This window comes from Streptomyces sp. NPDC087906 (assembly GCF_055584925.1).
The window spans coordinates 131,073-155,361 of sequence record NZ_JBVJLC010000013.1 but is presented as its reverse complement, the minus strand read 5'-3'; the positions used below and the strand labels follow the sequence as shown (position 1 = coordinate 155,361).

Annotated in this window: 25 protein-coding genes and 6 tRNA genes; 14 read left to right on the top strand and 17 right to left on the bottom strand. The window is 69.9% G+C overall.

What is annotated here, in order from left to right:
* Nucleotides 1–372: 372 nt before the first annotated feature.
* From ACZ63I_RS30110 to pgsA, 3 genes are read right to left on the bottom strand one after another with little or no spacing between them, the layout of a single operon-like run.
* Nucleotides 373–1,539, bottom strand: a complete 1,167-nt coding sequence (locus ACZ63I_RS30110; protein ID WP_469342385.1) for a glycosyltransferase family 4 protein — start codon at nucleotides 1,537–1,539, stop codon at nucleotides 373–375.
* The gene (locus ACZ63I_RS30105; RefSeq protein WP_469342384.1) at nucleotides 1,536–2,462 is read right to left on the bottom strand and encodes a phosphatidylinositol mannoside acyltransferase; all 927 of its coding nucleotides are present in this window, start codon (nucleotides 2,460–2,462) and stop codon (nucleotides 1,536–1,538) included. The genes ACZ63I_RS30110 and ACZ63I_RS30105 overlap by 4 nt, the downstream gene beginning before the upstream one ends.
* Entirely contained in the window at nucleotides 2,459–3,145 is a 687-nt protein-coding gene (pgsA, locus tag ACZ63I_RS30100) for a phosphatidylinositol phosphate synthase (RefSeq protein ID WP_469342382.1), read from the bottom strand. Before pgsA ends, ACZ63I_RS30105 begins: the two co-directional genes overlap by 4 nt.
* Before the next feature lie 304 nt (nucleotides 3,146–3,449).
* Between pgsA and ACZ63I_RS30095 the strand changes: the two genes are divergently transcribed.
* Nucleotides 3,450–5,105, top strand: a complete 1,656-nt coding sequence (locus ACZ63I_RS30095) for a hypothetical protein (RefSeq protein ID WP_469342381.1) — start codon at nucleotides 3,450–3,452, stop codon at nucleotides 5,103–5,105.
* A 48-nt stretch (nucleotides 5,106–5,153) separates the two neighbouring features.
* Here the strand turns inward: ACZ63I_RS30095 and ACZ63I_RS30090 are convergent, their stop codons facing one another.
* Entirely contained in the window at nucleotides 5,154–5,717 is a 564-nt protein-coding gene (locus tag ACZ63I_RS30090; RefSeq protein ID WP_469342379.1) for an HIT family protein, read from the bottom strand.
* Between the two features lie 66 nt (nucleotides 5,718–5,783).
* Between ACZ63I_RS30090 and ACZ63I_RS30085 the strand changes: the two genes are divergently transcribed.
* Complete coding sequence (locus ACZ63I_RS30085) at nucleotides 5,784–6,449, top strand: potassium channel family protein (protein WP_469342378.1); 666 nt, start codon at nucleotides 5,784–5,786, stop codon at nucleotides 6,447–6,449.
* Nucleotides 6,450–6,482: 33 nt separating this feature from the next.
* Here the strand turns inward: ACZ63I_RS30085 and thrS are convergent, their stop codons facing one another.
* Entirely contained in the window at nucleotides 6,483–8,465 is a 1,983-nt protein-coding gene (thrS, locus tag ACZ63I_RS30080) for a threonine--tRNA ligase (RefSeq protein ID WP_469342377.1), read from the bottom strand.
* Between the two features lie 190 nt (nucleotides 8,466–8,655).
* Between thrS and ACZ63I_RS30075 the strand changes: the two genes are divergently transcribed.
* On the top strand, nucleotides 8,656–9,384 hold the full coding sequence (locus ACZ63I_RS30075; RefSeq protein ID WP_469342375.1) for an exonuclease domain-containing protein: 729 nt from the start codon (nucleotides 8,656–8,658) through the stop codon (nucleotides 9,382–9,384).
* A 49-nt stretch (nucleotides 9,385–9,433) separates the two neighbouring features.
* On the opposite strand, the gene ACZ63I_RS30070 is transcribed toward ACZ63I_RS30075, so the two are convergent.
* The 3 genes from ACZ63I_RS30070 to ACZ63I_RS30060 all read right to left on the bottom strand — a co-directional run bounded on the left by ACZ63I_RS30070 (nucleotide 9,434) and on the right by ACZ63I_RS30060 (nucleotide 10,279).
* Nucleotides 9,434–9,505 (bottom strand) — tRNA-Val (locus tag ACZ63I_RS30070).
* Nucleotides 9,506–9,626: 121 nt separating this feature from the next.
* Nucleotides 9,627–9,698, bottom strand: a tRNA-Val gene (locus ACZ63I_RS30065).
* Nucleotides 9,699–9,724: 26 nt separating this feature from the next.
* On the bottom strand, nucleotides 9,725–10,279 hold the full coding sequence (locus ACZ63I_RS30060; RefSeq protein WP_469342373.1) for a TIGR02611 family protein: 555 nt from the start codon (nucleotides 10,277–10,279) through the stop codon (nucleotides 9,725–9,727).
* A gap of 190 nt (nucleotides 10,280–10,469) precedes the next feature.
* Here ACZ63I_RS30060 and ACZ63I_RS30055 point away from each other — a divergent pair, with 190 nt between their 5' ends.
* Together ACZ63I_RS30055 and ACZ63I_RS30050 are read left to right on the top strand one after the other, a co-directional pair.
* Entirely contained in the window at nucleotides 10,470–10,883 is a 414-nt protein-coding gene (locus tag ACZ63I_RS30055) for an SsgA family sporulation/cell division regulator (protein ID WP_003959770.1), read from the top strand.
* A gap of 193 nt (nucleotides 10,884–11,076) precedes the next feature.
* Nucleotides 11,077–11,646, top strand: coding sequence for a CGNR zinc finger domain-containing protein (locus tag ACZ63I_RS30050; RefSeq protein WP_469342372.1), 570 nt, complete (start codon nucleotides 11,077–11,079; stop codon nucleotides 11,644–11,646).
* Nucleotides 11,647–11,649: 3 nt separating this feature from the next.
* On the opposite strand, the gene ACZ63I_RS30045 is transcribed toward ACZ63I_RS30050, so the two are convergent.
* Together ACZ63I_RS30045 and ACZ63I_RS30040 are read right to left on the bottom strand one after the other, a co-directional pair.
* Nucleotides 11,650–11,802: a hypothetical protein gene (locus ACZ63I_RS30045; RefSeq protein WP_198533320.1), complete on the bottom strand. Its 153-nt coding sequence runs from the start codon at nucleotides 11,800–11,802 to the stop codon at nucleotides 11,650–11,652.
* Between the two features lie 200 nt (nucleotides 11,803–12,002).
* Nucleotides 12,003–12,446: a hypothetical protein gene (locus ACZ63I_RS30040; protein WP_469342444.1), complete on the bottom strand. Its 444-nt coding sequence runs from the start codon at nucleotides 12,444–12,446 to the stop codon at nucleotides 12,003–12,005.
* A 194-nt stretch (nucleotides 12,447–12,640) separates the two neighbouring features.
* Between ACZ63I_RS30040 and ACZ63I_RS30035 the strand changes: the two genes are divergently transcribed.
* A complete protein-coding gene (locus tag ACZ63I_RS30035) occupies nucleotides 12,641–13,150 on the top strand; it encodes a DsbA family protein (protein ID WP_469342371.1) in 510 nt (169 codons plus the stop codon).
* A gap of 9 nt (nucleotides 13,151–13,159) precedes the next feature.
* Here the strand turns inward: ACZ63I_RS30035 and ACZ63I_RS30030 are convergent, their stop codons facing one another.
* Nucleotides 13,160–13,999 (bottom strand): GNAT family N-acetyltransferase, encoded by an 840-nt coding sequence (locus tag ACZ63I_RS30030; RefSeq protein ID WP_469342369.1) that lies wholly within the window; start codon nucleotides 13,997–13,999, stop codon nucleotides 13,160–13,162.
* A gap of 58 nt (nucleotides 14,000–14,057) precedes the next feature.
* Nucleotides 14,058–14,879, bottom strand: coding sequence for an aminotransferase class IV (locus tag ACZ63I_RS30025; protein ID WP_469342368.1), 822 nt, complete (start codon nucleotides 14,877–14,879; stop codon nucleotides 14,058–14,060).
* A 190-nt stretch (nucleotides 14,880–15,069) separates the two neighbouring features.
* On the opposite strand from ACZ63I_RS30025, the gene ACZ63I_RS30020 reads away from it, so the two are divergent.
* The 4 genes from ACZ63I_RS30020 (at nucleotide 15,070) to ACZ63I_RS30005 (ending at nucleotide 15,917) form a co-directional block, all read left to right on the top strand.
* Nucleotides 15,070–15,142, top strand: a tRNA-Gly gene (locus ACZ63I_RS30020).
* Nucleotides 15,143–15,178: 36 nt separating this feature from the next.
* Nucleotides 15,179–15,252: transfer RNA gene (locus ACZ63I_RS30015), tRNA-Cys, on the top strand.
* A gap of 1 nt (nucleotide 15,253) precedes the next feature.
* A tRNA-Val gene (locus ACZ63I_RS30010) sits at nucleotides 15,254–15,325 on the top strand.
* Nucleotides 15,326–15,401: 76 nt separating this feature from the next.
* Nucleotides 15,402–15,917, top strand: coding sequence for a hypothetical protein (locus ACZ63I_RS30005; RefSeq protein ID WP_469342367.1), 516 nt, complete (start codon nucleotides 15,402–15,404; stop codon nucleotides 15,915–15,917).
* Between the two features lie 102 nt (nucleotides 15,918–16,019).
* Here ACZ63I_RS30005 and ACZ63I_RS30000 read toward each other — a convergent pair whose 3' ends face one another.
* From ACZ63I_RS30000 to ACZ63I_RS29990, 3 genes are all read right to left on the bottom strand, one after another.
* Complete coding sequence (locus tag ACZ63I_RS30000) at nucleotides 16,020–16,541, bottom strand: hypothetical protein (RefSeq protein WP_469342366.1); 522 nt, start codon at nucleotides 16,539–16,541, stop codon at nucleotides 16,020–16,022.
* Between the two features lie 112 nt (nucleotides 16,542–16,653).
* Nucleotides 16,654–18,507: an FG-GAP-like repeat-containing protein gene (locus ACZ63I_RS29995; protein ID WP_469342365.1), complete on the bottom strand. Its 1,854-nt coding sequence runs from the start codon at nucleotides 18,505–18,507 to the stop codon at nucleotides 16,654–16,656.
* Nucleotides 18,508–18,574: 67 nt separating this feature from the next.
* Nucleotides 18,575–19,294, bottom strand: a complete 720-nt coding sequence (locus tag ACZ63I_RS29990; protein ID WP_469342364.1) for a hypothetical protein — start codon at nucleotides 19,292–19,294, stop codon at nucleotides 18,575–18,577.
* Nucleotides 19,295–19,710: 416 nt separating this feature from the next.
* Here ACZ63I_RS29990 and ACZ63I_RS29985 point away from each other — a divergent pair, with 416 nt between their 5' ends.
* From ACZ63I_RS29985 to ACZ63I_RS29970, 4 genes are all read left to right on the top strand, one after another.
* Nucleotides 19,711–20,811 (top strand): hypothetical protein, encoded by a 1,101-nt coding sequence (locus tag ACZ63I_RS29985; RefSeq protein WP_469342362.1) that lies wholly within the window; start codon nucleotides 19,711–19,713, stop codon nucleotides 20,809–20,811.
* A gap of 40 nt (nucleotides 20,812–20,851) precedes the next feature.
* The gene (locus tag ACZ63I_RS29980) at nucleotides 20,852–21,334 is read left to right on the top strand and encodes a hypothetical protein (protein ID WP_469342361.1); all 483 of its coding nucleotides are present in this window, start codon (nucleotides 20,852–20,854) and stop codon (nucleotides 21,332–21,334) included.
* A 26-nt stretch (nucleotides 21,335–21,360) separates the two neighbouring features.
* On the top strand, nucleotides 21,361–22,392 hold the full coding sequence (locus ACZ63I_RS29975; RefSeq protein WP_469342360.1) for an RICIN domain-containing protein: 1,032 nt from the start codon (nucleotides 21,361–21,363) through the stop codon (nucleotides 22,390–22,392).
* A gap of 286 nt (nucleotides 22,393–22,678) precedes the next feature.
* Nucleotides 22,679–22,750 (top strand) — tRNA-Val (locus tag ACZ63I_RS29970).
* Between the two features lie 57 nt (nucleotides 22,751–22,807).
* Here ACZ63I_RS29970 and ACZ63I_RS29965 read toward each other — a convergent pair.
* Nucleotides 22,808–23,095: a TFIIB-type zinc ribbon-containing protein gene (locus tag ACZ63I_RS29965; protein ID WP_469342359.1), complete on the bottom strand. Its 288-nt coding sequence runs from the start codon at nucleotides 23,093–23,095 to the stop codon at nucleotides 22,808–22,810.
* A gap of 68 nt (nucleotides 23,096–23,163) precedes the next feature.
* Nucleotides 23,164–24,165, bottom strand: a complete 1,002-nt coding sequence (locus ACZ63I_RS29960) for a phosphotransferase (protein WP_469342358.1) — start codon at nucleotides 24,163–24,165, stop codon at nucleotides 23,164–23,166.
* Between the last annotated feature and the right edge of the window lie 124 nt (nucleotides 24,166–24,289).

Sequence of the window (24,289 nt, the reverse complement as noted above, 5' to 3'; positions counted from 1 at the left end):
AACGCCGGGATGCGCCGCAAATCACGCTTTACGCTCCGGACACCACCCCTGCACGACCCCCTTCAGCCCCCGGGCCCGGATGGGGTGCTATCGGCCACCGGCGGCAAGGGGCCGGGCACCCACGACAGGGACGTATCGCCGGCCCGCACGCACCCACAAGCCGCGCCCACGCGGACGAGTGCATGGGACCACCGGCGGGAGGGGGCCGGGGCCGCAGGAGGGGGGTGTCCGGACGTAAAGCGTAGGAGCGCTAGCGATCGAGCAGTCCGGACACCCCCCTCCGGAGGCCCCGGAACCCGGCACCAGACACACGCGGCGCAGCCAAGAACGCAACCCCCGCCGGACGGCGACACCGCAACCAAGACCCGCTACCTAATCCCGCGCCGCCAACCCGAAGCGCGCCCTGAAGCCCGTCGTCCTCTCGTCCGTCGCCACCGACGCCGCGCCGTCCGTCACCGTCTCGTACACGGCCAAAATATCCGCGCCGACCGTCGACCAGTCGAACCGCCGCACATGCGCGCTCCCGCGCTCCCGCAGTTCCGCGCGGCGCGCCGCGTCGCCCAGCAGCCGGATCGCCGCGTCCGCCAGCGCGTCCGCGTCCTCGTTCGCGAACAGTTCGCCCGCCGCGCCCTGGTCCAGGACCTGGGCGAACGCGTCCAGGTCGCTCGCCAGCACCGCCGCGCCCGCGGACAGCGCCTCGACCAGGATGATGCCGAAGCTCTCGCCGCCCGTGTTGGGCGCCACGTACAGGTCGAGGCTGCGCAGCAGGCGCGCCTTGTCCGCGTCGCTCACCATCCCCAGGAACTCGACCTGCCCGCGCAGCGGCTTGGGCAGGGACTCGACGGCTTCCTTCTCGTCGCCGCGCCCCGCCACGAGCAGCCGCGTCTCGGGGTAGGCCGCGAGGATCTTCGGCAGGGCCTTCATCAGGACCGGCATCCCCTTGCGGGGCTCGTCGATGCGGCCGATGAAGCCGATCGTGCCGCCCTGCCACGCCGGGTTGGGCTCGGCGTCGGCGAAGAAGTCGACGTCGACCCCGTTGGGGATGACGACGGCGTCGCCGCCGAGGTGTTCGACCAGCGTCCGCCGCGCGTACTCGCTGACGGCGATGCGCGCGCTGATCTTCTCCAGCGCGTTCTGCAGGATCGGGTACGCCGCGATCATCGCGCGTGAGCGCGGGTTGGACGTGTGGAACGTCGCGACGGTCGGACCCGTCGCCGCCCAGCAGGCGAGCAGGCCGAGGGACGGCGAGGTCGGCTCGTGGATGTGTATGACGTCGAACTCGCCGTCGTGCAGCCAGCGGCGCACGCGGGCGGCCGAGAGGAAGCCGAAGTTCAGCCGGGCGACCGAGCCGTTGTACGGGACGGGGACCGCGCGCCCCGCGGAGACGACGTACGGCGGCAGCGGGGTGTCGTCGTCCGCCGGGGCCAGTACGGACACGCTGTGGCCCAGCCGGATCAGATGCTCCGCCAGGTCCCTGATGTGGAACTGGACGCCGCCGGGCACGTCCCACGAGTACGGGCAGACGATGCCGATCTTCACGCGGGCCGCCCCTCGGCCGAGGCCTCGCGCGGTTCGAGGTCCGCGACCCACAGCCGTTGCAGCATGTGCCAGTCCTCCGGATGGTCGGCGATCCCGCCGGCGAAGACATCGGCCACCGCCTGTGCCATGACAGACGTCTTTTCCGCGCGGGTACCTGTCTCCGGTACGTCCACGGGCGGATGGACCCGGCCCCGCATCACCGGCGATTCGTCGTACCAGAGGGTCACCGGCAGCAGCAGCGCGCCGGTCTGCTGGGCCAGCAGCGCGGGGCCGGCCGGCATCCGGGCCGTGGCGCCGAAGAAGTCGACCTCCACGCCGGACGCCGACAGGTCGCGGTCGGCGACGAGGCAGACCAGGCCGCCGTCGCGCAGCCGCCGGGCGAGCGTGCCGAACGCGGCGCCGCCGGTGTGCGGCAGCACCTCCATGCCGAGGCTTTCGCGGTAGGCGACGAACCTGTCGTACAGCGTCTCCGGTTTGAGCCGTTCGGCGACGGTCGTGAAGGGCACCCCGAGGCAGCGGGTGACCCAGACGCCCGCGAGGTCCCAGTTGGCCAGGTGGGGCAGTGCCAGGACGACGCCCCGGCCTGCGGCCAGGCCGTCCCGCAGGTGGTGGAGTCCCTTGGGGTCGAAGCCGGCGGCGGCGCGCTCGTCGCTCCAGCTCGGCAGCCGGAACGACTCCATCCAGTACCGCATGTACGAGCGCATGCCGGCCTTGGACAGCTCGGCGAGCCGCTCGGGGCCCGCGTCGGGCACGACGCGCGCCAGGTTGGATTCGAGCCGTTGGACGCTTTTGCCGTGCCGCTTCCACGCGGTGTCGGCGATGGTCCTGCCGAGGGCGACGGCGGCGGGCTCGGGGAGTTTCTTGACGGTGCCCCAGCCCAGTCCGTACAGCGCGTCGGTCACCCGGTCGCTCGCGCCGCTCATGACGTGGTCTCACTCCCCCGTCCGGTGCCGGCGGAGGCCGCCGCTGCGGCCGCGTCCGCCTCTTCGGACTCCCTGCGTACGGTGATGACCCGCTGGGCGAGCGTCACGGCGCTGCCCGCCGCGACGATCCACAGCGCGATCGGCAGCAGGATCTCGATCCCGGGGACCCCGAAGGTCCGGTGGAATCCGGCGAGTCCGGCGGCGACCAGGGAGATCACCAGGCGCTCGGCGCGCTCGACGAGGCCGTTGACGGCGACCGGCAGGCCGATGGCCTCGCCGCGCGCCTTCGTGTACGACACGACCTGGCCGCTGGCGAGGCAGAAGATCGCGACGGCGCACAGCATGTTGTTGTCGCCGCTGCCCGCGTACCAGAGCGCGAAGCCGCCGAACACGGCCCCGTCGGCGACCCGGTCGAGGGTCGAGTCGAGGAACGCGCCCCAGCGGCTGGAGATGCCGGCCTGCCGGGCCATGTTGCCGTCGACGAGGTCGGAGAAGACGAAGACGGTGGCGACGATCGTGCCCCAGAAGAACTCTCCACGAGGGAAGAAGACCAGCGCGCCCGCCATCACTCCGGCTGTGCCGATGAGCGTGACCGCGTCGGGGCTGACCCCGCGGCGGAGCAGAAACGCGGCGAACGGTGTGAGGACACGCGTGAAAAATGCACGCGCGTACTTGTTCAGCATGGCCTTCCCGACGGTCGGTGGGCCGCGCGGCCCCGACGGCCACCGGCTGGCCCATCGTAGCCACGACCGGCGGGCTCCACCGCCGGGTACCCGCCCCATGCGTGGCGTCGCCGCGAGGCCGTGCCGGGCGGGTTGGCCGAGAAGCTACGGATACGGGTCGTGAACGGGGCGTAGTCGGGGCCGTACCTGACGCGGGAGCCGTGCCCCCGCTACCCTTGGGGTGCCCAGCTCAGCAGGTGTGCAGGGGCTGCTGGTTGGGAAAAGGCCGCACAGCGGATCCTGGCGGCGGACAGTGGGGGCGGCAGTGGCGAATGACGGTTTCGACTTCAGCCCGGGAGCGCAGGTCCCGCTCACGGGCTCGGCCGGGCAGACGGCGGCCACCCATGCCCTGGCGTCGGCCGCCTACCGGGACAGTCCGGTCGAGGAGATCCTCAAGGCCGACAACGAATGGCACAAGTCGAGCGTGTCGAAGCCCGCGTTCAAGCTCTTCACACCCAATCTCGGCGAGGCGTTCTCCCGGGCCGTCCAGGTCCGGATGCTGGGCGGGGCGCGTGGGGCGCTCATCCAGTCGTTCGGTACGGAGCCGCAGACGGTGGTGGAGCACTGCCTCGCCGCCAACCGGATACGCAAGGAGCGCGACCAGAAACTGACCCTGGTGACGCTGGTGTTCGGGGTGGTCTTCCTGCCGGGGCTGCTGGTGTGGCTCGCGGTGTTCCAGCTCCGCAGGAGCCTGTCGGGGGCGAAGAACAAGGGCGCGGGCGCCATCGGCATGCTGCTGCTGGTGGCGGTGGCCGTGCTGGCGGTGCTCTTCCTGGTGAAGCTGCCCTTCAACGGGGTGGCCGGCTGGTACATACGCGGCGCTGTGCTGGCCCCGGTCATCGGCTGGGTGATCGCCAAGCGGATCTGCGAGGCGACGGCGCAGGACCTGCGGGTGCGCTGGGCGGACCTGCTCTCCGGCGGCGGCATCGGCGCCAAGATCCCCGAGGCGGTGCCGGGGCACCCCAACGAGATATCCCGTGAACAGCTCCGCCAGGGGCTGCAGAAGCTGACGGCCGAGCAGCATTCCAACGTCGTCTTCTACGCGGGGCCCAAGGGCATCCTGGGGATGGGCACCCGGTGGGGAAGCTGGCAGCTCGCCGAGCAGCTCGTGCCCAAGGACCCCACCAAGGAGATCCACGGCTTCCGGAGCTGGGACGTGATACGCGCGATCCATGACCAGATGAAGCTGCTGGAGCGCGGCCCGCTGAACACCGGCGGCTTCCCCACCCCTTCGGTCAAGCACTGGATCGTCTCGCCCGTCGGCGAGGGCGCGGGATCGGTCTCCCGGCCCGAGGGGCAGGATGTCGAGGCCTTCCAGATCAAGGGCCACGAGATACAGCGCATCTGCAACCACCAGCAGTTCGGCAGCGGCAACCGGCACTATCTGGGCGTCCAGTTCACGCTCTGGGACGGCCAGTTGGTGATCACGATGATGATCACCGTGACCGTGCTGCACGAGACGCTGCGCATCGAGGTCACCGGACACGCGCTGGGCCCGGTGCACTCGCTGTTCACCAGCAAGCCGTCGGCGAAGACCGTCACCACCTCCAAGACCGTCAAGTTCTGGGAGACCACGACCAGGAACCTGCCGCTGGTCGACTCGAACGAGGTCGTCAGGCTCGCGGTGCGCGCCCCCCTCGTCTGGTACCCGGCGGTCCTCGACCACCTCGGCGGCAAGCTCACCCTGCCCGAGCCGTTCGGCCCGCGGCACGCCTGGGCCGACCAGCCCTGGCGGCACCGCTTCATGGCGGACGACGCGATGCGCGCGGCCACACCCGTGCTGCGCGTCGCGCACAACGCGGCCATGCGGGTCCTGGAGGAGCACGGTGTGGACACCGCCAACTTCGGCAACCGCGCGGGCTTCCTCAGCGGTGCGGTGCAGGACCCGGCGCCGCGGAAGGTCGACACGTACGACGCGTGAGAGCGGAGCCGGGCTGCCTTCGTACGGGGCGGGCAGCGCCGGCCCGGGTCAGGAGCCGGTCGGCCAGGCTTCCGCGAGCATCGTCCGCGTGTCGGCGAGCAGTTGGGGCAGCACCTTCGTATGCCCGACGACCGGCATGAAGTTGGTGTCGCCGCCCCAGCGCGGCACGACGTGCTGGTGCAGATGCGCGGCGATGCCCGCGCCCGCCGACGCGCCCTGATTCATGCCGATGTTGAAGCCGTGCGCCCCTGAAGCGGTCCGCAGCGCGGTCATCGCCCGCTTGGTGAACGCGCCCAGCTCGGCGGTCTCCGGGTCGTCCAGCTCGGTGTAGTCGGCGACGTGCCGGAAGGGCACCACCATCAGATGGCCGCCGTTGTACGGGTAGAGGTTCAGCACCGCGTACACCCGCTCGCCACGGGCGATGATCAGGCCGTCCTCGTCCGACTTCGCCGGGAGGGAGCAGAACGGGCAGCCGTCGCCGGCCTCGGGCCCGGTGGGCTTGTTCTCACCCTGGATGTAGGCCATCCGGTGGGGCGTCCACAGGCGCTGGAACGCGTCCGGGGTCCCCACTCCGATCTGCTGCTCCGGCTCAGTCGTCATGCAATGCAGCATATGACTTCGCCCCGCCGAGGCGTGTCGTCGGCCCCGCACCCGGCGGCGCACCGCGATGCTGGGCCGATGGATGTCCCGAGCGGCCCCGACCGGCAGCGCCGCTGGGAGCAGCGCATGGAGATTCCGCTGCTCCTGGCCTCGCTGGTGTTTCTCGCCTGCTACGCGGTACGGGTCCTCGCGAACGACGCCGACCGGTTCTGGCGGGCTCTCGCGCTGATCCTCGCCCTGCTGACCTGGGCGCTCTTCCTGGGGGACTATCTGGTGCGGCTGCGGCTCAGCCGCCAGGGCGCCGGATTCCTGCGCACGCACTGGCTGGACACGGTGGTGGTGGTGCCGCCGCTGCTGCGTCCGCTGCGGATCGTGAGCACGTATCTGGCGGTGCAGCAGCGCAGGGACCGACCGCGCTTCAGCCTGTACGGGCGGGTGATGGTGTACGCCGGTCTTTCGGCCCTGCTGCTCACCTTCGCCGCCGCGCTGGCCGTGTTCCAGCAGGAGCGCGGTGCGCCCGGTGCCACGATCCGCACCTTCGGCGACTCGGTGTGGTGGGCGTGCTCGGCGATCACGACGGTGGGGTACGGCGACGTGACGCCGGTGACCCCGTGGGGGCGGGTGATCGCGGTGGGGCTGATGGGCTGCGGTCTGGCGCTGCTGGGGGCGGTGACGGGTTCGTTCTCGTCCTGGCTGATCCAGGTCTTCCGGCGGGAGGACGAGGCCGGGCCCCCGACGGGTTGATCTCCGTCGGGGGCCCGGCCGGGGCCGGCGGGGTCAGACCTGGACCCGGCGCTCCACCACGTCGAGGATCTCGGCGATCGCCTCGTCGCGGGGGATGCCGTTCTTCTGCGTCCCGTCGCGGTAGCGGAAGGACACGGTGCCGCCCGTCATATCGTCGTCACCGACGATGATCATGAAGGGCACCTTCTGCTTCTGGTGGTTGCGGATCTTCTTCTGCATCCGGTCGGACGACGCGTCCACGTCGATCCGCAGGCCCTTCTTCCTGGCCTCGGCGGCGAACTCCTGGAGGTACGGGACGTGCCCGTCGCCGACCGGGATACCGACCGCCTGCACCGGGGCCAGCCAGGCGGGGAAGGCGCCCGCGTAGTGTTCGAGCAGGACGCCGAAGAACCGCTCGATGGAGCCGAACAGGGCGCGGTGCAGCATGACGGGCTGCTGCCGCGAGCCGTCGGCCGCGGTGTATTCGAGGCCGAAGCGCTTGGGCTGGTTGAAGTCGACCTGGAGGGTCGACATCTGCCACGACCTGCCGATCGCGTCCTTCGCCTGCACGGAGATCTTCGGGCCGTAGTACGCGGCGCCGCCCGGGTCGGGGACCAGCGGCAGCCCCTGCTTCTCGGCGGCCTGCCGCAGCGCGTCCGTGGCCTCGGCCCAGTCCTCGTCCGAGCCGATGAACTTGTCCGACTCCGGGTCGCGGGTGGACAGTTCCAGCTCGAACTCGTCGAGGCCGTAGTCGCGCAGCAGGTCGAGGACGAACGTGAGGAGCGTGTCCAGTTCCTGCGGCATCTGCTCCTTGGTGCAGTAGATGTGCGCGTCGTCCTGGGTGAAGCCGCGCGAGCGGGTCAGGCCGTGCACGACGCCGGACTTCTCGTAGCGGTAGACCGTGCCGAACTCGAAGAGCCGCAAGGGCAGTTCGCGGTAGGACCGGCCGCGCGACTTGAAGATCAGGTTGTGCATGGGGCAGTTCATGGCCTTGAGGCGGTAGTTCTGCCCGTCGAACTCGATGGGCGGGAACATGCCTTCCGCGTAGTGCGGCAGGTGCCCGGACGTCTCGAAGAGGTGCTCCTTCGAGATGTGCGGGGTGTTCACGAACTCGTACCCCTCGTCCTCGTGCCGCTTGCGCGAGTAGTTCTCCATCTCCTTGCGGACGATGCCGCCCTTGGGATGGAAGACCGCGAGGCCGGGGCCCAGCTCGTCGGGGAAGGAGAACAGGTCGAGTTCGCTGCCCAGCCTGCGGTGGTCGCGGCGCTCGGCCTCGACGAGGAAGTCGAGATGCGCCTTCAGCTCGTCCTTGGACGGCCACGCCGTGCCGTAGATCCGCTGGAGCTGCGGGTTCTTCTCGCTGCCCCGCCAGTAGGCGGCGGCGGAGCGCATCAGCTTGAACGCCGGGATGTAGCGGGTGGTGGGCAGGTGCGGACCCCGGCAGAGGTCCTTCCAGCACAGCTCGCCGGTCTTGGCGTCGAGGTTGTCGTAGATCGTCAGTTCGCCCGCGCCGACCTCGGCCGAGGCGCCCTCGGCCGCGTCGGCCGCGTTGCCCTTGAGGCCGATCAGCTCGATCTTGTACGGCTCGTCCGCCAGCTCGGTCCTGGCGTCCTCGTCGGTGGTGACCCGCCGGGAGAACCGCTGGCCGCGCTTCTGGATCTCCTGCATCTTCTTCTCGACGCGCTTGAGGTCGTCGGGGGTGAACGGCTCGGCGACGTCGAAGTCGTAGTAGAAGCCGTCCTTGATGGGCGGGCCGATGCCGAGCTTGGCGTCGGGGAACAGCTCCTGCACCGCCTGCGCCATCACGTGCGCCGTCGAGTGCCGCAGGATGTCGAGCCCGTCCTGGGAGGAGATCTCGACAGGTTCGACGACTTCGCCGTCGGCGGGCTCGTACGCGAGGTCCCGCAGCCGGCCTTCGACGCGGGCGGCGACGACGGTGCGCTCGCCGGGGAAGAGGTCGGCCGCCGTAGTGCCCGTCGTCACCACGCGCTCTTCCCGCTCGGAATCGCGTTGGATGATCACACGGACGTCTGACACCGGTCTCTCCTTAACCACGGGGCGCGACAGCGGACACTGCGCTCGTGCCCGATCGTACCGAGCCGGGCGGGCCGCCCGCGCAACGGATGACGGTGGCCGTAAAGGGCGCGTACCGCACGACCTGTCCGGGTATCACCGATCTGTGCAGAGCGGGAACGCCATCTGCCTTTGACGCACGAGGAGTTCAGGAATGACGTGTTGGTACGAAGGGCCGTTGGCCGCATTCGACACCGAGACGACGGGCAGCGACGTCGAAGGTGACCGGATAGTCTCCGCCGCCCTCGTCGTCCAGGACGACGCGCAGGCGGCGCCCCGGGTGACGCGCTGGCTGGTGGACCCGGGCGTGCCCGTGCCCAGGGCCGCCTCCGACATACACGGCCTGACCGACGACTTCCTGCACCGCAACGGCCGTTGGCCGGCCCCCGCGGTCGCGGAGATGGCCGGCTCGCTGGCCGACCAGTGCGCGGCTGGCCGACCGCTGGTGGTGCTGGACGCGCCCTTCGACCTGACGCTGCTCGACCGCGAGCTGCGCCGGCACCGGGCCTCCCGGCTGGCCCGCTATCTGGACAGGACGCCGGTGGCGGTGGTCGATCCGCGCGTCCTCGATCTGCACCTGGACCGCTACCGCAAGGGCCACCGCACGCTCCCCGAGCTGTGCGCCAGGTACGGGATCGCGCTGGACGAGGAGCCGGACGCGGCGGCGGGCGCGCTGGCGGCGCTCCATCTGGCCCGTGCGGTGGGCCGCCGGTTCGCCGTACGCCTTGAGCGGCTGAGCGCTGCCGAACTGCACCGGCTGCAAACGGCCTGGCACGCGACGCAGCAGCGCGGCCTGCGCACCTGGTTCACCCTCACGGGCACCCGGCCCCCGGCGGCCCCCGGCTGGCCGCTACGGCCCGAACTCCCGGCTGCGGCAGCCTGATCCGGACGCAAGAAGGCCGGTCCGCCAATGACGGACCGGCCTTTCCCGGTGGGCGATACTGGGTTCGAACCAGTGACCTCTTCGGTGTGAACGAAGCGCTCTCCCACTGAGCTAATCGCCCGGGAACGGACTGAACCATACAGGCCGCGACGGCTTCCCTCCAAACCGAATCCGGCCCGACGACCACCGGCACGACGAAGGCCCCGAAGACCTGTTGGGGTCTTCGGGGCCTTCATGCCGGGTGGGCGATACTGGGTTCGAACCAGTGACCTCTTCGGTGTGAACGAAGCGCTCTCCCACTGAGCTAATCGCCCCGACGCACGGCACACATTACCCGATGTCACTGCTTGATCTTCCACGGCATGACGACGCCGAACTTCCAGAGGTAGATCCCGACCAGCACGGCGATGATCACGACGCCGACGCTGGTGAGGATGATGTTGCGGCGGCGGACCTCCGGCTCCATCGCGCGGTGTGCCGCCTCCGTCACCTTGCGCCTGGTCCAGCGCAGGACGAGCTGGGCCCAGACGAACTCGGTCGCCCAGATCGCCATGCCGCCGAAGATGACCAGCCAGCCGGGGCCGGGCAGGGGCAGCAGGATGATCCCGCCGACGACGACGGCGAGACCGACGACGAAGACGCCGACCTGCCAGCTCAGGTGGAGCGTGCGGGAGCGCTTGATGAAGTCCGGCGCGCGGGAGCCGAGCCCGGGGTGCTCACCGGCTCCGGCGTCCGCCTCGCCGGCCGTGCCGACCGCCGCGCCGTCGGCCGCGCCGTCGGACGCCGCGCCGTCGGACGCACCGCCCGCCGCGCCGGCCGCCGTTTTGTCGTCCGTGCGCACCGGCTGTGTCTCCTCCGCCACCACGAGCCCCCGTTCGTCACTCTCCGCATGCATGTACGCCAATCTACCCGAACCGGCCGGTTCACTGGAATGGCCGAATGACCCTGGGTAACACACCGCCGAACGGGTTACCTGAAGGGCCACAAAACGGGCAGAGGGGTTTACAACGGCACTGTAGGTGGCATGTCGATTTCGCCGACGTGCGAATCCCCGAGCGCACACTGAGCGAAAGGCCCTGGCGCTTATGAACACCACGGTCAGCTGCGAGCTGCACCTGCGCCTCGTTGTATCGAGCGAGTCCTCACTGCCTGTACCCGCGGGCCTGCGGTATGACACGGCCGATCCCTATGCCGTGCACGCCACCTTCCACACCGGAGCCGAGGAGACGGTCGAGTGGGTCTTCGCCCGCGACCTTCTCGCCGAGGGGCTGCACCGGCCCACCGGCACCGGCGACGTCCGAGTCTGGCCGTCCCGCAGTCACGGTCAAGGCGTCGTCTGCATCGCGCTGAGCTCTCCGGAGGGCGAAGCGCTGCTTGAGGCCCCTGCTCGGGCCCTGGAGTCGTTCCTCAAGCGGACCGACGCCGCTGTGCCACCCGGCACCGAGCATCGCCACTTCGACCTCGACACCGAACTCTCACACATCCTGGCCGAGAGCTGAGCCAGGCCGAGGGCCGCTCGGCGCCGTCCGACTCGGGGAGACGGCGCCGCACGGACAACCGCATACGGAGCACGACGGCGCCGGCGCCGCGGAACCCACCGCGGCGGCGGCGCCGCCGCGTTCCGGGCGGCAGCGGATAGAGTTCTGCGGGTTCGGCGGGCGCACAGGCCCGCAGCCGCCCAGGGAGCGAATCGTGCTCATCCCACACGACACCCGCATCGCCCTCACCACCGTCGTCGACCTGGTGAACAGTGCCCCGCAGGAAACCGCGGACGGCATCCCGGCGGACGGGCTCGCCGACACCGAGGCGCTGTACGCGTTCGTACGGGACCATCTCATCAGCGGGGTCGACGAGCTTCGCGAGAGCGATCTGCGGGCCGTGCAGGACGTACGCACCCGCTTCACGGAGGTCTTCGCGGCACCGGACGCCGCCGTAGCGGCCGAGCTGCTGAACAAGCTCGTGGCGGCCGCCGGGACCACGCCGCAGCTCACCGACCACGACGGCTACGACTGGCACGTCCACTACTTCACGCCGGGTGCGTCGGTCGCCGACCATCTCGCTGCCGACTGCGGCATGGCACTGGCGTTCATCGTGGTGGCCGGTGAGCAGGAGCGGCTGCGCCGCTGCGAGGCCCCGGACTGCGGGCGCGCGTTCGTCGACCTGTCACGCAATCGGTCCCGCCGCTACTGCGACAGCCGCACCTGCGGCAACAGGCTGCATGTCGCCGCTTACCGAGCGCGCCGCAAGGAAGCGGCCGGCTGAGCGTCACAGCAGGAAAAGATCGTGTACAGCCGCGAACAGCAGCAGCGAAGCGATCACCGTGAGGAAGATCATCAGGGGCGGCTGGGAGAGCGCGAAGAGGCAACCGCGCTGCTCATCGGTGGGTGCGGGTGTTTCGTCCCGTGAGGTATCGAGCATCTCGGACCGATAATGACGCAGCCCCAGGGGTGCTCATGACCAACACACCCCATACGAGCGGGAGTTCATCATATCCCGTGGATGCGGTCCGGAATGTGGGCACAATGCCCCATCCCGCGCGGCCCCGCGGCCGCCGTCAGGTCGTCGTCAGGCCGCCGTCCGGCGCTCTTCCCGGGTCGGATTCCGTGCTTCTTCCCGGGTCAGATCCCGTGCTTCTTGAGGATGGCCTCGATGTCACCGAAGTCGTCCTCGCTCGCCGATCGCGGCTTCCCCTTCGGCTGGGCGGCCGGCTTGGCGGCCCCGCCGAGCGAGGGCGCCGACGCCGCCGGCGCGACGGCGTCCCGCTGCGCGGCCCTGGCGGCGGCCTTGCGCTCCTTGCGGGTGCCGCCGGTGCGCCGTTCGATCGCTCTGGTCAGCATGAACAGCAGCCAGGCGACGGCCAGCACCACGAAACCGGACCACGCCGTCACGCTGAAGGCCGTGTGCGCCAGCCATTTGACGACCCCGGTCATCACGAGCCCGACCGGGACCAGCGAGTACGCGGCGATGCGCGTCGCCCTCAGGAAACGCTTGCGGTACGCCGTGATCGCGGCGATGCCCAGGCCCGCCACAGACACCGCGGAACAAATGGTCTCGGCAATCATCCGGTCCTCCAGGCAGCGCCCGCCGCCGTCGGTCATCGAAAAGGCTGGTCGGAAAAACTCGTACTGCCTCCATCCTGCACCTGGTACCCGGTCCGGGGCCACGGGCGGAGCCCCCCTCTCAGGGACATATCGGGGACGCGGTCCTCCCCAGGTCCCGGTCGGAGCGGCTCTCGTCCTGCTGGGAGACTGACCCCATGAGCGACTCCTCCACCCGCCGTCCCGTCGTCCTCGACGTCTGGTGCGACCTCCAGTGCACCGACTGCCACAGCGCCCTGGCGGACATCGCCGCGCTCCGGGCCCGTTACGGGGACGGCATCGAGCCCCGGCTGCGGCACTTCCCGCTGGACAAGCACCGGCACGCCTTCGCCGCCGCGCAGGCCGCGGAGGAGGCGGCCGAGCAGGGGCGCGGCTGGCCGTACGTGGAAGCCGTACTGGCCCGTACGGCGGAGCTGGCGGCCACCGGCGAGCCAATGCTGGTGGAGATCGCCCGCGCTCTTGGCCTGGACGCCGAGGAGTTCGACACGGCGCTGATCGACGGGCGGCACATCTTGGCCGTCGACGCCGACCAGGCGGAGGGCAAGGCGATCGGGGTGACGGGCACTCCGACGTACGAGGTGGGCGGGGAGCTGCTCGACGGCGGCAAGAGCCAGGAGGGGCTGCGCGAGCGGATCGAGGAGATCGTGGACCGGCTCCTGACCGCTTAGAGAAGCCGCCTAGAGAAGCCGCTTGAAGAAGTTGCGGCTGGTCGTGGCGTATCCGAGCGACTCGTAGAGCCGCACCGCCGGGGTGTTGTCGGAGAAGACGTGCAGGCCGATCAGGGACGCCCCGCTCTCCCCCGCGATCCGCTCGGCGACGAGCATCAGCGCGCGGCCGTACCCCTTGCCGCGGCGGTCCTCGGCGACGGCCACGTCGTACACGTACGGCGCGCGCTCACCGGGCCGTACCTCTCGCTCCGCGACCCAGACATGGCCGACGGCCTCGCCGTCGGCGACCAGGACCCACATCGAGACGCCGGGGGTGTCGAGACCTGCGGGCAGGCTCTCGCGGTGGCTCGCCTCCGACTTGGCGCGTGCCTGCTCCGGGGTCGCGCCCCGGGCGATCCATTGCCCGGCGAAGGCCTCGTGCGCCTTGACCAGCCAGTCCTGGAACTCGGCCGGGGTCATCGGGCGCGCCTCGACGCCTGCGGGCAGCTCGGGCGGCTCGGAGGCCAGTTCCTTGACCATGTTGCGGCTGCGTTCGGCGTAGCCGAGGGCGGCCAGCGTACGCAGCGCGGGGACGGCGTCGGCGGGGGCCGCCGCCAGCACCTGCTGGCACCCCCAGCCGCGCAGCACCTCCTCGGCGGCGAGCGCGGCGACCGTACCCCTCCCCCGGCCGCGGTCGGGTTCGTCGATGTGCAGCGCGTGGACGACACCCACGGTGGAGCCGAAGCCCGGGTCGGTGCCGAGTTCGATCAGCCCTACGGGTCTGCTGTTGACGCAGACCTGGTAGGTGCGTGACTGGGCGCCGTCGCCGGTCTGCTGAAGCGGCCCGGTCGGCCGCAGGGTCGTGGTCATCACCGGAGTTCTACCCGCAGCCGAGGCCGACGTCATCTCTTTTGGTGTCCACCGCTTCTTACGGGTCCAGATCGGCACCGGACCGCTCGTCGAACACGCGCATCGCCTTGGCGGTCACCGGGCCGGGGGCGGTGGGCAGTTCGCGGCTGTCCACCCGGTGGACGGCCTGTACGTCGCGCAGGCTCGACGTCACGAAGATCTCGTCCGCGCTGTGCAGGACGTCGAGCGGCAGGTCGGTCTCCCGGGCGCCGGACCATTCGGCGACGAGCGCGCGGGTGATGCCGGCGAGGCAGCCGGAGGCCAGCGGCGGGGTGTGCAGTTCGCCGTCGACCACGACGAAGACGTTGGATCCGGTGCCCTCGCAGAGCTGCCCGACGGTGTTGGCGAACAGCGCTTCGGACGCGCCGTGTTCGTGGGCCACGGCCAGCGCCATCACGTTCTCTGCGTACGAGGTGGTCTTCAGCCCGGCCAGCGCGCCGCGTTCGTTGCGCGTCCAGGGGACGGTGACCACGGCGGTGGTCTCGGCGCGCGGCTCGGACTCGGCGAGCGCGACGACGAGGGACGCGCCCGCGTCGCCCCGCGCGGAGCCGAGCGGCGCGAGTCCGCCGGTGTAGGTGATGCGGAGCCGGCCGAGCGCGGCGGGATTGGCGTCGAGCACGGCCGTACAGGCGGCCCGGACCTCGTCGAGATCGGGCTCCGGCAGCCCGAGGCCGCGGGCGGAGCGGGCGAGCCGGTCGAGGTGGCGGGTCAGCGCGAACGGCCGCCCGTGCGTGGTCTTGACCGACTCGAAGATGCCGTCCCCCACGGTCAGCCCGTGGTCGAGCACCGACACCTGCGCGGACTCCGCGGCCCGCAGCCCGCCGTTGACCCAGATCATCATCTGTCCGGTTCTCCTCACGCTCGCCTCGTACCCCTCCGACGCTACCCCGAGTGGCCCCCACGTGATCGGCGGACCACCCGCGGCTGAACGCGAGCCAGCACGCTGCGTAAACGCGTTTTTGTGCTGGACCGGGAATCCGCTAGAGTTCACCACGTCGCCGGGCCACGCAAAACGGACCGGGAAGCGGCACGCGGACGTAGCTCAGTTGGTAGAGCGCAACCTTGCCAAGGTTGAGGTCGCCAGTTCGAACCTGGTCGTCCGCTCGATTGTGGGGGATCTTTCCCGGGCCCCACACTCCAGGTGGAGTGGCCGAGAGGCGAGGCAACGGCCTGCAAAGCCGTCTACACGGGTTCAAATCCCGTCTCCACCTCCAAGGACGATTAGCTCAGCGGGAGAGCGCTTCCCTGACACGGAAGAGGTCACTGGTTCAATCCCAGTATCGTCCACACAGCTCAGGGGCTGTTTCCCAGCACGGGAGACAGCCCCTGAGGCGTTTTCTCCGCTTGCACCGGCCGGATGCGCATGTCACCCAAGCTCAGCAGCCGGTGGGGAGAGGTTCTAGCCTCTCCTCGCATGGAGTGGATATCGCCAATCAGCACCGCACTTGGCGCGGTGATCGGGATCGGCTCCACCTTGCTCACCGATCGGGCGAGGTGGCGCAGGGAGCGCGCCGGCCAGGACCCCGACGTGCGACGGCAGTTGTACGGCGACTACACCGCGGCGCTCTCCCGGATGCGGACGGCACTCAACGAGTCCACCGTGGCGGACATCCCGGTGGGCGAGCGTCCTGAGCGGATGCGTGAACTGTTCTTGGCGCCCGGTGCGTACGAGATCCGCCACCAGTTGGCCATCATCGCGCCACCGGAGGTCGTGAAGGCCGCACGGTCGGCGTTTGTGGTCCTGAGGGATACCCGGGACCTGCTGGTGGCAGGCCCCGTGCCGGACGCCGCGGCGTACACGGCGTTGGAGGAAAGGTTCGACACCGCGATCGCCGAGCTTCGCAACGTCATGCGCCGAGATCTCGGCGCGGCCACGTGATCACGGGTCGGGCCGTGGCCACGCGCTACGACAAGCTCGGCGTCCGCTATGAGGCGACCGTCCTCGTCGCTGCCATGAGCGAGTGGTTGTGACCCTCGGTCGTCACTCGGCGGGATCCACGTTCCATGCCGTCGGCAGGTCGCTGCCGCAGAAGACGCAGACGAAGTCGTCCTCGCGGACGATGTTGTGCTCATGGCAGTCGGTGCACCGCCGGAACACCACCTCGTGGGTGAAGCCGGAGGGCCGCTGAAGCTCTACAGCATCCAGAGCGCGGGCGACCTCGACCCAGGAGGTGACGTCCGGGCAGTACCCGGTGGATTGGTTACTGACCTCGCACACGGTCCACCGGCCTGCCTCGCGCGTGAAGCTGATCTCGCCGGCACTGAGGACCATGTCTCCGCCGGCGCAGGCCACGTGCTCGCTTCGTCGCGGCGCCAGCCGAAGCGCACCGTCCATACCGACGACGAACGTGAACGGTTCGGCCAGCTCCGTCGCCGATTGCTCCACGATCCAGCCATCGAAGTCAGCCGCCGAGCCGATCCGGTACCCGCCGTCACCAGGCCGGACGGCGGTCTTCAACTCGACCGGCCCCACATATCGATAACTCCGCCCCCGCCCACTCACGTCAGCCAACCTAGAGCACTTCCGACACACGCCCCGGGCCGCGCCTCGGGTCGCGGTGACGGGGTTCGCCCGCCGAGGGAGAGCCACCGGCCGCGAAGGTGTCCTGCGAGGGTTATCGGGTCCTGAAGCGGCGGAAGAGGTTTCGGGCCACGTACACCCCCGGGCCGCCGAAGCCGACGATGTCGACGCGGCCGTCGCCGGTGATGTCGGCCAGGAAACGGGGGTGCCGGTCGACCCGCCAGCCGCCTGCGTCCTCGTTGTGTCCGAAGCCCCGGCATACCAGTTGGGCCTGCTCGAACCGGCCGTCGCCGCGGTTGTGCGACACCCAGACCCCTTCGTTGCCGAAGCCGACGATGTCGGGGGTGCCGTCTCCGGTGACGTCGGCGAGGAACCGCGGGTGCTTTTCGCTCGTCCACCCCTGGGCGGTCCCGAAGTCGTTCAGAACGAGCTTCGGGGGCCCGAACGTGCCGTCGCCGCGCCCGCGTGACACGACGACGCCCAGCGGCCCGAACCCTACGAGGTCCGGCGCCTGGCCACCGGTGGTCCTGAGCAGGAAGCGGGGGTGCTCCTCGACCGAGCTCCACCCTTGGTCGGTCCCGAAGTCGTCGAGGATATAGAGGGGTTCGGCGAAGACGCCTTCCTCGTCCTGGAGCGATACCCACACGCCGTCGTCGTGGCAGCCGATCACGTCCAGCCTGCCGTCACCGGTGGTGTCGGCGAGGAACCGCGGATGCTTGTCGGCGAGCCAGCCACCCGCCTGTTCGCCGTGTCCGAACGCCGTGAGGACCGGCTCGTCGCCGAGTGGTGCGAACTTTCCCTCCTCGTCCTGGAGTGACACCCACACGCCGTCGTCGTGGCAGCCGACCACGTCCAGCCTGCCGTCACCGGAGGTGTCGGCAAGGAACCGCGGATGCCTGTCGGCGAGCCAGCCACCCGCCTGTTCGCCGTGTCCGAACGCCACGAGGACCGGCTCGTCGCCTAGTGGTGCGAACGTCCCGTCCTCGTCCTGGAGCGTTACGCGGACGCCGTCGGCAGCGAGTACGACGACGTCGGGTCTGCCGCTGCCCGTCGTGTCCGCGAGGGTCCACAGGTCCTCGGGGCTCGCGGAGGGTACGGGTGGGTGCAGTACGCGGTCTTCGTCCTCGAACGTACCGTCGCCCCTGCTGGACGACGTCACGGCGCCCTGCGCGGTCTTGAGTCCGACGATGTCCTCGCGCCCCGCTCCCGTGGTGTCGGCGAGGAACCGCGCACCGGTCCCGGCCCACCAGTTCGGCTGCCCGCCGGGCGGGCGGCAGGTCCCTTCGCTCTTCCACTCCCCGGCGTCCTCGTCGCTCCCGAACTGCTCTGCGACGAGCAGCATGTTGCTGAAGGAGGGCGTCGCGCCGGGTGCCGGCCGCAGTGCGGTCGAGGGCGCCGGCCGCCAGGACCGGCGGCCGTTCCAGTGGGACAGCGCTGCCCAGTCCAGCACGGGGTCACTGATGCGCTCGGGCTCGGCCGGCACGAACCGCCACCGTTGGCCCTCCGCGCTGGCGTCGTGCTCGCGCAGGACGACCCGGGTGCCTTCCGCGCCGGGCTCGTCGAGATCGAGATCGAGGACGCTGCCATCGGTCACGCCCTCGATGACGTAGAGGCCCGCTTCGCCCTCGACGGGAACGACGTGCCATCGCTGGCCCTGACTGCCGGTGGCGGCGTCCGACTGCCGGACACCGCGGTCGGTGGCGGCGGGGTTGTCGAGTACCTGGCCGCTGACCGCGTTGCGGATCACGTATGCCGGGTGGTCCTCTGCTTCCTCGCCTTCCGTGTCCTGCACCGGGGCGAGCTGCCACTGCTCCGGGCTCGGGCCGCCCTCGGGGAAGTCACGGACGACGAGCGTCCCCTCCGCGCTCGGCGCGGCCTCGGTGCCGAGGGGCGTCCCCGTGGCGGCGTTGACGATCTCCAGCTTCAGTTCTTCGACGGGCACGGGCATCGTGGTGCCCCCTCCAGGTGGTGCGGGCGTTGGCTCGGGACGGCTTCGGTGCGGCGGTGGGCGCGGATCACGTGAAGACGTGGTGGTAGGGGACGTTCCACTCGCTGGGCAGCCGCGGGTAGAACGTGTTGATGACCGTCCCCGTGAAATCGCCGCCCCAGTTGTAGGTGACGCGCACCTCGCTGTCGGCCGTCACCGCGTGGTCCTTGAACCCGAGGATGACGTCGGGGTGGGTGATCGGCACGAAGGTGATCCCGCCCCAGGGCGTCACCGTGACGACCCAGAGCTGGGTGTCCTCGGGTGCGCCGTTCTTCCCGCGCCACTTGTCGCCGACCTTGTCGGGCAGACCTACCTGGACGGTGTCGGCCGTGCTCTTGGGGGCTTCCTGGTGGACGGTGATGCGCCTGCGGCGCGGCTTCGGCGCACCGTCGTCGCCGCGCCCGGCGTCGGCTTCGGCCGCACCGGCGGGGTCGGGCGGGACCTGGCCAGCGGCGCTCTCGATGAAGTACAGCGGCCGCTGCCCGAAGAAGCCGGCGGGGGTGACGTACCAGAGGTGGCCCTGGGCCTCCTTGGTGTCCGGGTCCAGCGCGGTGGCCAGTTTGACCCCCTTGTCGTGGCTCTCCTCCTTCAGTTCGGCGGGCCGGAGGTAGCCGCCGTTGAAGGCATGGACGAGCATGACCGGCCGATTCTCGAGCAGTGCCGCCACGATCGCGTTGTCGTAGCTGTTCACCGCCACCGGTCCGCCAACCACCAAATTCGACATGGTCGTGCGCTCTTGGGTGTACATCGCGGAAACCTCACCTGTTCCGATGTGGAGAAATACGCGTCGGTCGCTCAGTTCAGTGCTTTATCGCGCGGAATTTCCGCAGGCTCAACCGCCCTATTTCCAGGAGGCTGCGAAAATGATGAGACGGCCGAACCGGATACCTTCACCTGCATCGACACTGACATCGCAGGACCAGCAGGCAGGACGGTCGGAGGGTATTGGACTGTGCCGGATTGCACTTCAACGTACTGGCGTGCCGAGCGAGTTGAGAACCCTTGCCGATCATTGTCACCCGATTGGATGAATGCACCAGAGTCACCGTTTAGGGGGTGGAGTCCACGGTAATTTTCACTGCCGGGACACGCGCAGATTGCAGATTAATGTTGCCGATCTGTCGTTCACCGAGCCCATTTCGACCGACCAGCCGAGGATGGGGAATGCCTTCCAACGCGTACAACCTGGAACGGGCCAAGCGTCAGCCGCTGACGAAGAGGAATTTGCGGGAACTCAATATCGAGCAGACCTGGCAGTCCATCCTTGACCACCCCAACCTGGTCTACGTCGACGACTACGGAGTGCGGCACAAGCCCGTCGGCTTCTCCCTGAACAAGTCGAGCTTCGGCGCTTTCCCCGGCTCCGCGTTCAAACTGGGCTGGCTCGCGTACATGAACCTCGGGGAGCCGCTGATCGAGGAGCGGCGCAACGTCGGCCAGCCCCCGCCCGACACGTTCTCCTCGCGCACGTATGTCAACCGCAGCGAGACCGCCACGATGAAGTTCACCGACTCGGTCCAGTTCACCGTGTCGAACGAGGTGACCTGGACGCTCCAGGGCGAAGCCCAGCTCACCTTCGGCGGAAGCGTCGGCGCGGAACTCCAGCTCCAGCTCCAGAACCATCTCCAACTGGACCTCCAGGCGCAGCTCGGGACACAGCTTGAGAACGGCATGGAGAACAAGGTCACGAACCTCGTGACCAACGAGAACAGCAAGGACGACACCGGGTCCGACACCGAGAACGGTACCGAGAACGGAGTGGCGAACTCGGTGGCGAACTCCGCGTCGAGCTCGGTGACGACCTCAACAGCCTTCACGACCACGGGCAGCGCCACCGGCAGTGCGGAAGTCAACGCCCAGTTGATGCTGGGCATCCTGGCCTCCGTCGGCGGCACTCTGACCACAAGCTGGGCTTCGAACTCGCAGATCGAGGGTGAGGTCCCGCCGGGCTCCCGTGTGGAGACCATCGTCACGCAGCGCCGGACCCGCAAGCAGTACACCTACGAGATCCCGGTGACCTTCTCCGGGTTGCTCGCGGTGAAGTACGACGTACCGGTGGCGGTCCTGTCTCCCCCGCAGTCGGGGGAGTACCCGGGCCTGGAGTACGTGGTCGCCCGGGATCTCGGCGATATCGACCTGGCGGGCGGCAACGGCTTCCGTATGACGGGGCTGGCCGAAGTCGTCTCCGCCCTGGAGGCCCATCACACGATGTTCGACGGCGAGAGCCTGACCGGCAGCGACCGAGAGCTGCACAAGCAGCCGTGAGCAGGCGGTGGTACCGCCACGACGATCAGAGGTGACGACCATGGTGTTCGACAACATCTTCGGTTTCGCGGGCCAGGGCGCGGGGCTGTTCTCAGTGACCACCGACGGGACCAAGCCGCAGCCGGGCGCGGGCGTCGACTTCGAGGACGCCAACGACGACACGTACGACGACACGAGCACAAGCCTGTTCACCAGCTCGATCCATGGAGCCAACTCCCGCGCGAAGGTCGTCCAGGAGCAGTCGCCCGAAGCGCGGGCCATCCTCGGCTTCCTCGGCTCCTTCATCCAGACCACCCAGGCGTCGGCCGGCACGCAGGCCACGTACGCCCAGAACCCCGGTTCGGTGGCCTCCGCGGCTTCCGCCGGCATGCAGGAGTCGAGCGCGACGGTCACAGAGCACAGCGGCCTCAAGAAGAACGAGGACCTGGAGGACATGCCGAAGAAGAGCGACTTCTCCAAGCCCCCCAAGGCAGCCAAACCGACCGCTGAGGACCCGGCGGCCCCCAACGACAACCACGCGTAGAAGCCCCGTCAGTGAACGGTGAAGGGATGACGATGAGCACTGCCCAGCAGACAGCCACCACCGGCGAGGAATCCGCCCCTGCGATCACCACGGCCGCGGGCACCGGGGTGGCAGGGTTCGCAGGAGACAACGGGCGCGCCGTCGCAGCTCAGTTGAGACATCCGTACGAGGTGGCGGTGGACACCGCCGGGGCCCTCTACGTCTCCGAGTACAACAACCACCGGATCCGGAAGGTCGCGCCTGACGGGAAAATCACCACTATTGCCGGCACAGGCGCCAAGGGCTTCAGCGGTGACTGCGGACCCGCTGTCTCGGCCCAGATGAACAACCCGCGGGGGATGACGGTGGACAGCATGGGCGCCGTCTACATCGCCGAGTACAACAACCACCGGATCCGGAAGATTACGCCCGACGGCAAGATCAGTACGTTCGCCGGTACCGGCACAAAGGGCTTCAGCGGGGACGGCGGCCCGGCCGCTTCGGCCCATTTGGACAGCCCGACCGGACTCGCGGTGGACCGCGGCGACAACACCCTTTACATCGCCGACCACGTCGGCCACAGGGTCCGGAAGGTCGCACTGCCCAAGAGGGCCGCCCTGCCCGACTCAGGCACGGTGGTCACCTGGGCCAACGTCCGCAGCAGGCTGCGGATGGCCGTCCACCGCGAGTCCACCAAGGACGGAGCCGAGATCCACCAGGCCCTCGCCATCCCCAGGGAACACCAGCAGTGGCGACTCGTCGCCGCCGGGCAGGAAGACGGCGAAACCCTTTACACCATCGAGAACGTGCGCAGCGGCAAGGTCCTGGAGATCACCGACGAGCACGAGACGCCCGGCGCGATGCTCACGCAACGCACCTACGAGGGCGACGACGCACACCATCAGCAGTGGAAACTGATCCCGGTCAGCTCCGCGAGCGACACCCCGGCGGTGTACGAGATCGCCAACCGGAACAGCGGCCTGCTCCTACGGGTCGACACCAACGCCCGCACAGCGATCAGGCAGCACAAGCCGGAGGGCGACCACCGGGAACGGCAGTGGCAACTGCTCCCCGTGTGACCGGTCGAGGAACGATCGGAACGAAGCAGTCGCGCGGCGGGCAGGATGCACTCCATGACGGAGTACTCGTGACCGACGGCGTTGATGAGCGCCACGGTTGCGGTCAGGCCGGGTGTCGCGCCGGCTGGCGGGGGCACGCCTGTCGGGTGCCGCGAGTGAGTAGCTAACTGCGTGACAACGGGGGCGTACAGCGGCGGACGGGGGCGTACGGGCGGCGGACGATCATGGATTTGCGGTCGGGGGGCGGGGCGTGTCAATATCTCTTCACCGGCCCAAACAGCCGCCCGCGCGATTAGCTCAGCGGGAGAGCGCTTCCCTGACACGGAAGAGGTCACTGGTTCAATCCCAGTATCGCGCACAGCAAGAAGCCCCCGGTCGCCGCTGCGGCCGGGGGTTTCGTTGTGGTGCGGGAGTGTCAGGACGAGAAGAGCATGTGTCCGAAGCTCTTCTTGTGGTGGTGGCCGCCGTAGTGGCCGCCGCCGTGCGGGGCGCCCCAGGCCGGGGCGTGGCCGGCGGCCGGGTAGGGCTGCGGGGGCATCGGCTGCTGCATGGGCGGCTGCTGGGACCACTGGGACTCCAGGCGGGTCAGCGTTTCGAGCTCCCCGTAGTCGAGGAAGATCCCCCGGCAGCCACTGCACTGCTCGATCTGTATGCCATTGCGGTTGTATGTGTGCATCGCTGCATGACACTTGGGACACTGCATCGTCGGCTCAGCTCCTCGCCGTTCGTCGAGTGCCACCGGAACGAGCGCCCGGCGACAATCTGTTCACTTTACGACGACGCCGCTGACCTCAAGTCGGTTGCGAGGGCACTGATCCGGGCGCATGAGTCGATCATCAGCTCCTCCACCTCGTCGAGTTGTCTGCCCTCGTCCTTCGCCCTGACGACGGCCAGCGCCGCGCCCTGGACGGTCAGCGCGCGGGCGGCGGTGTCGAGTTGCGGCCAGGGGTCGCCGTCGGCGGGTACGGCGGGGCCGTCCGCCGCGCGGTAGGCGCCGAGGAAGCGGTGCCAGATGTCGGGCGACAGCAGCCCGGCCGCGTACCAGGCCGCCGGGCGGCCCAAGTCCCAGGCGGGGGCGCCGATACCGAGATCGTCCACGTCGATGAGGAGCCACGGGCCTTCGGCCGGGTGGCGTACGAACTGTCCCAGATGCAGATCGCCGTGGCACAGCGCCCCCGCCCCCGGACCGCCCATCGGGCTCTCGCCGCGCGCCCAGCCGGGCAGCAGCGCCCACGCGCGCTCCACCGGGGCCGCGGCCGGATGCGGTCCGGCCGCCCGCATCCGGGCGACGGCCCTGGCCGCCTTCACGGGGCCGCGCATCGCGGGCAGCGGGCCCGGCAGGGCGGCGGGCGGTACGGAGTGCAGCCGGGCGATCAGCGCCCCCGCCTGCTCCCAGGGGGCGGCGTCCGGGTCGTCGGGGTCCACGGGGGTGCCGTACGGCCAGGCCGTCACGAGTCTGCCCCGTACGGCCTCGGTGCCGGTGGTCAGAGGTGGCAGAGGCAGTAGGGGTGGCAGGGGTGACAGCAGGATTCCCTTCAGCAGCGGGTGCGCCGCCACCGCCAACCGCGCCCGGTGCTCCGCCGGGTCCGTGTCCTCGGCGTGCGCCTTGGCCACGGCCTCCCCGTGGCGTACGACCACACCGTCCGGCCTGTCCGCCAGCACCGCCCCGTCCCGGCCGCCGGCCTCGCACGCCCCGCAGCGCTGCCCGGCGAGCTGCCCGTGGGCGGCCTCGCGGGCGACGCCGGCGAGTTGTGCTGCGACGGACGTGGTCATGGTGTCCCCCCGGAGACGGCTCGTGTCCCGCGCCGAGCGTAGACGGCCGGGCGCGGACAGCGCGATGGCCGGTCAGCTCCCCAGCTAACCGGCCAAACGCTGCCGTCCGCCGCACCCCCGTCCC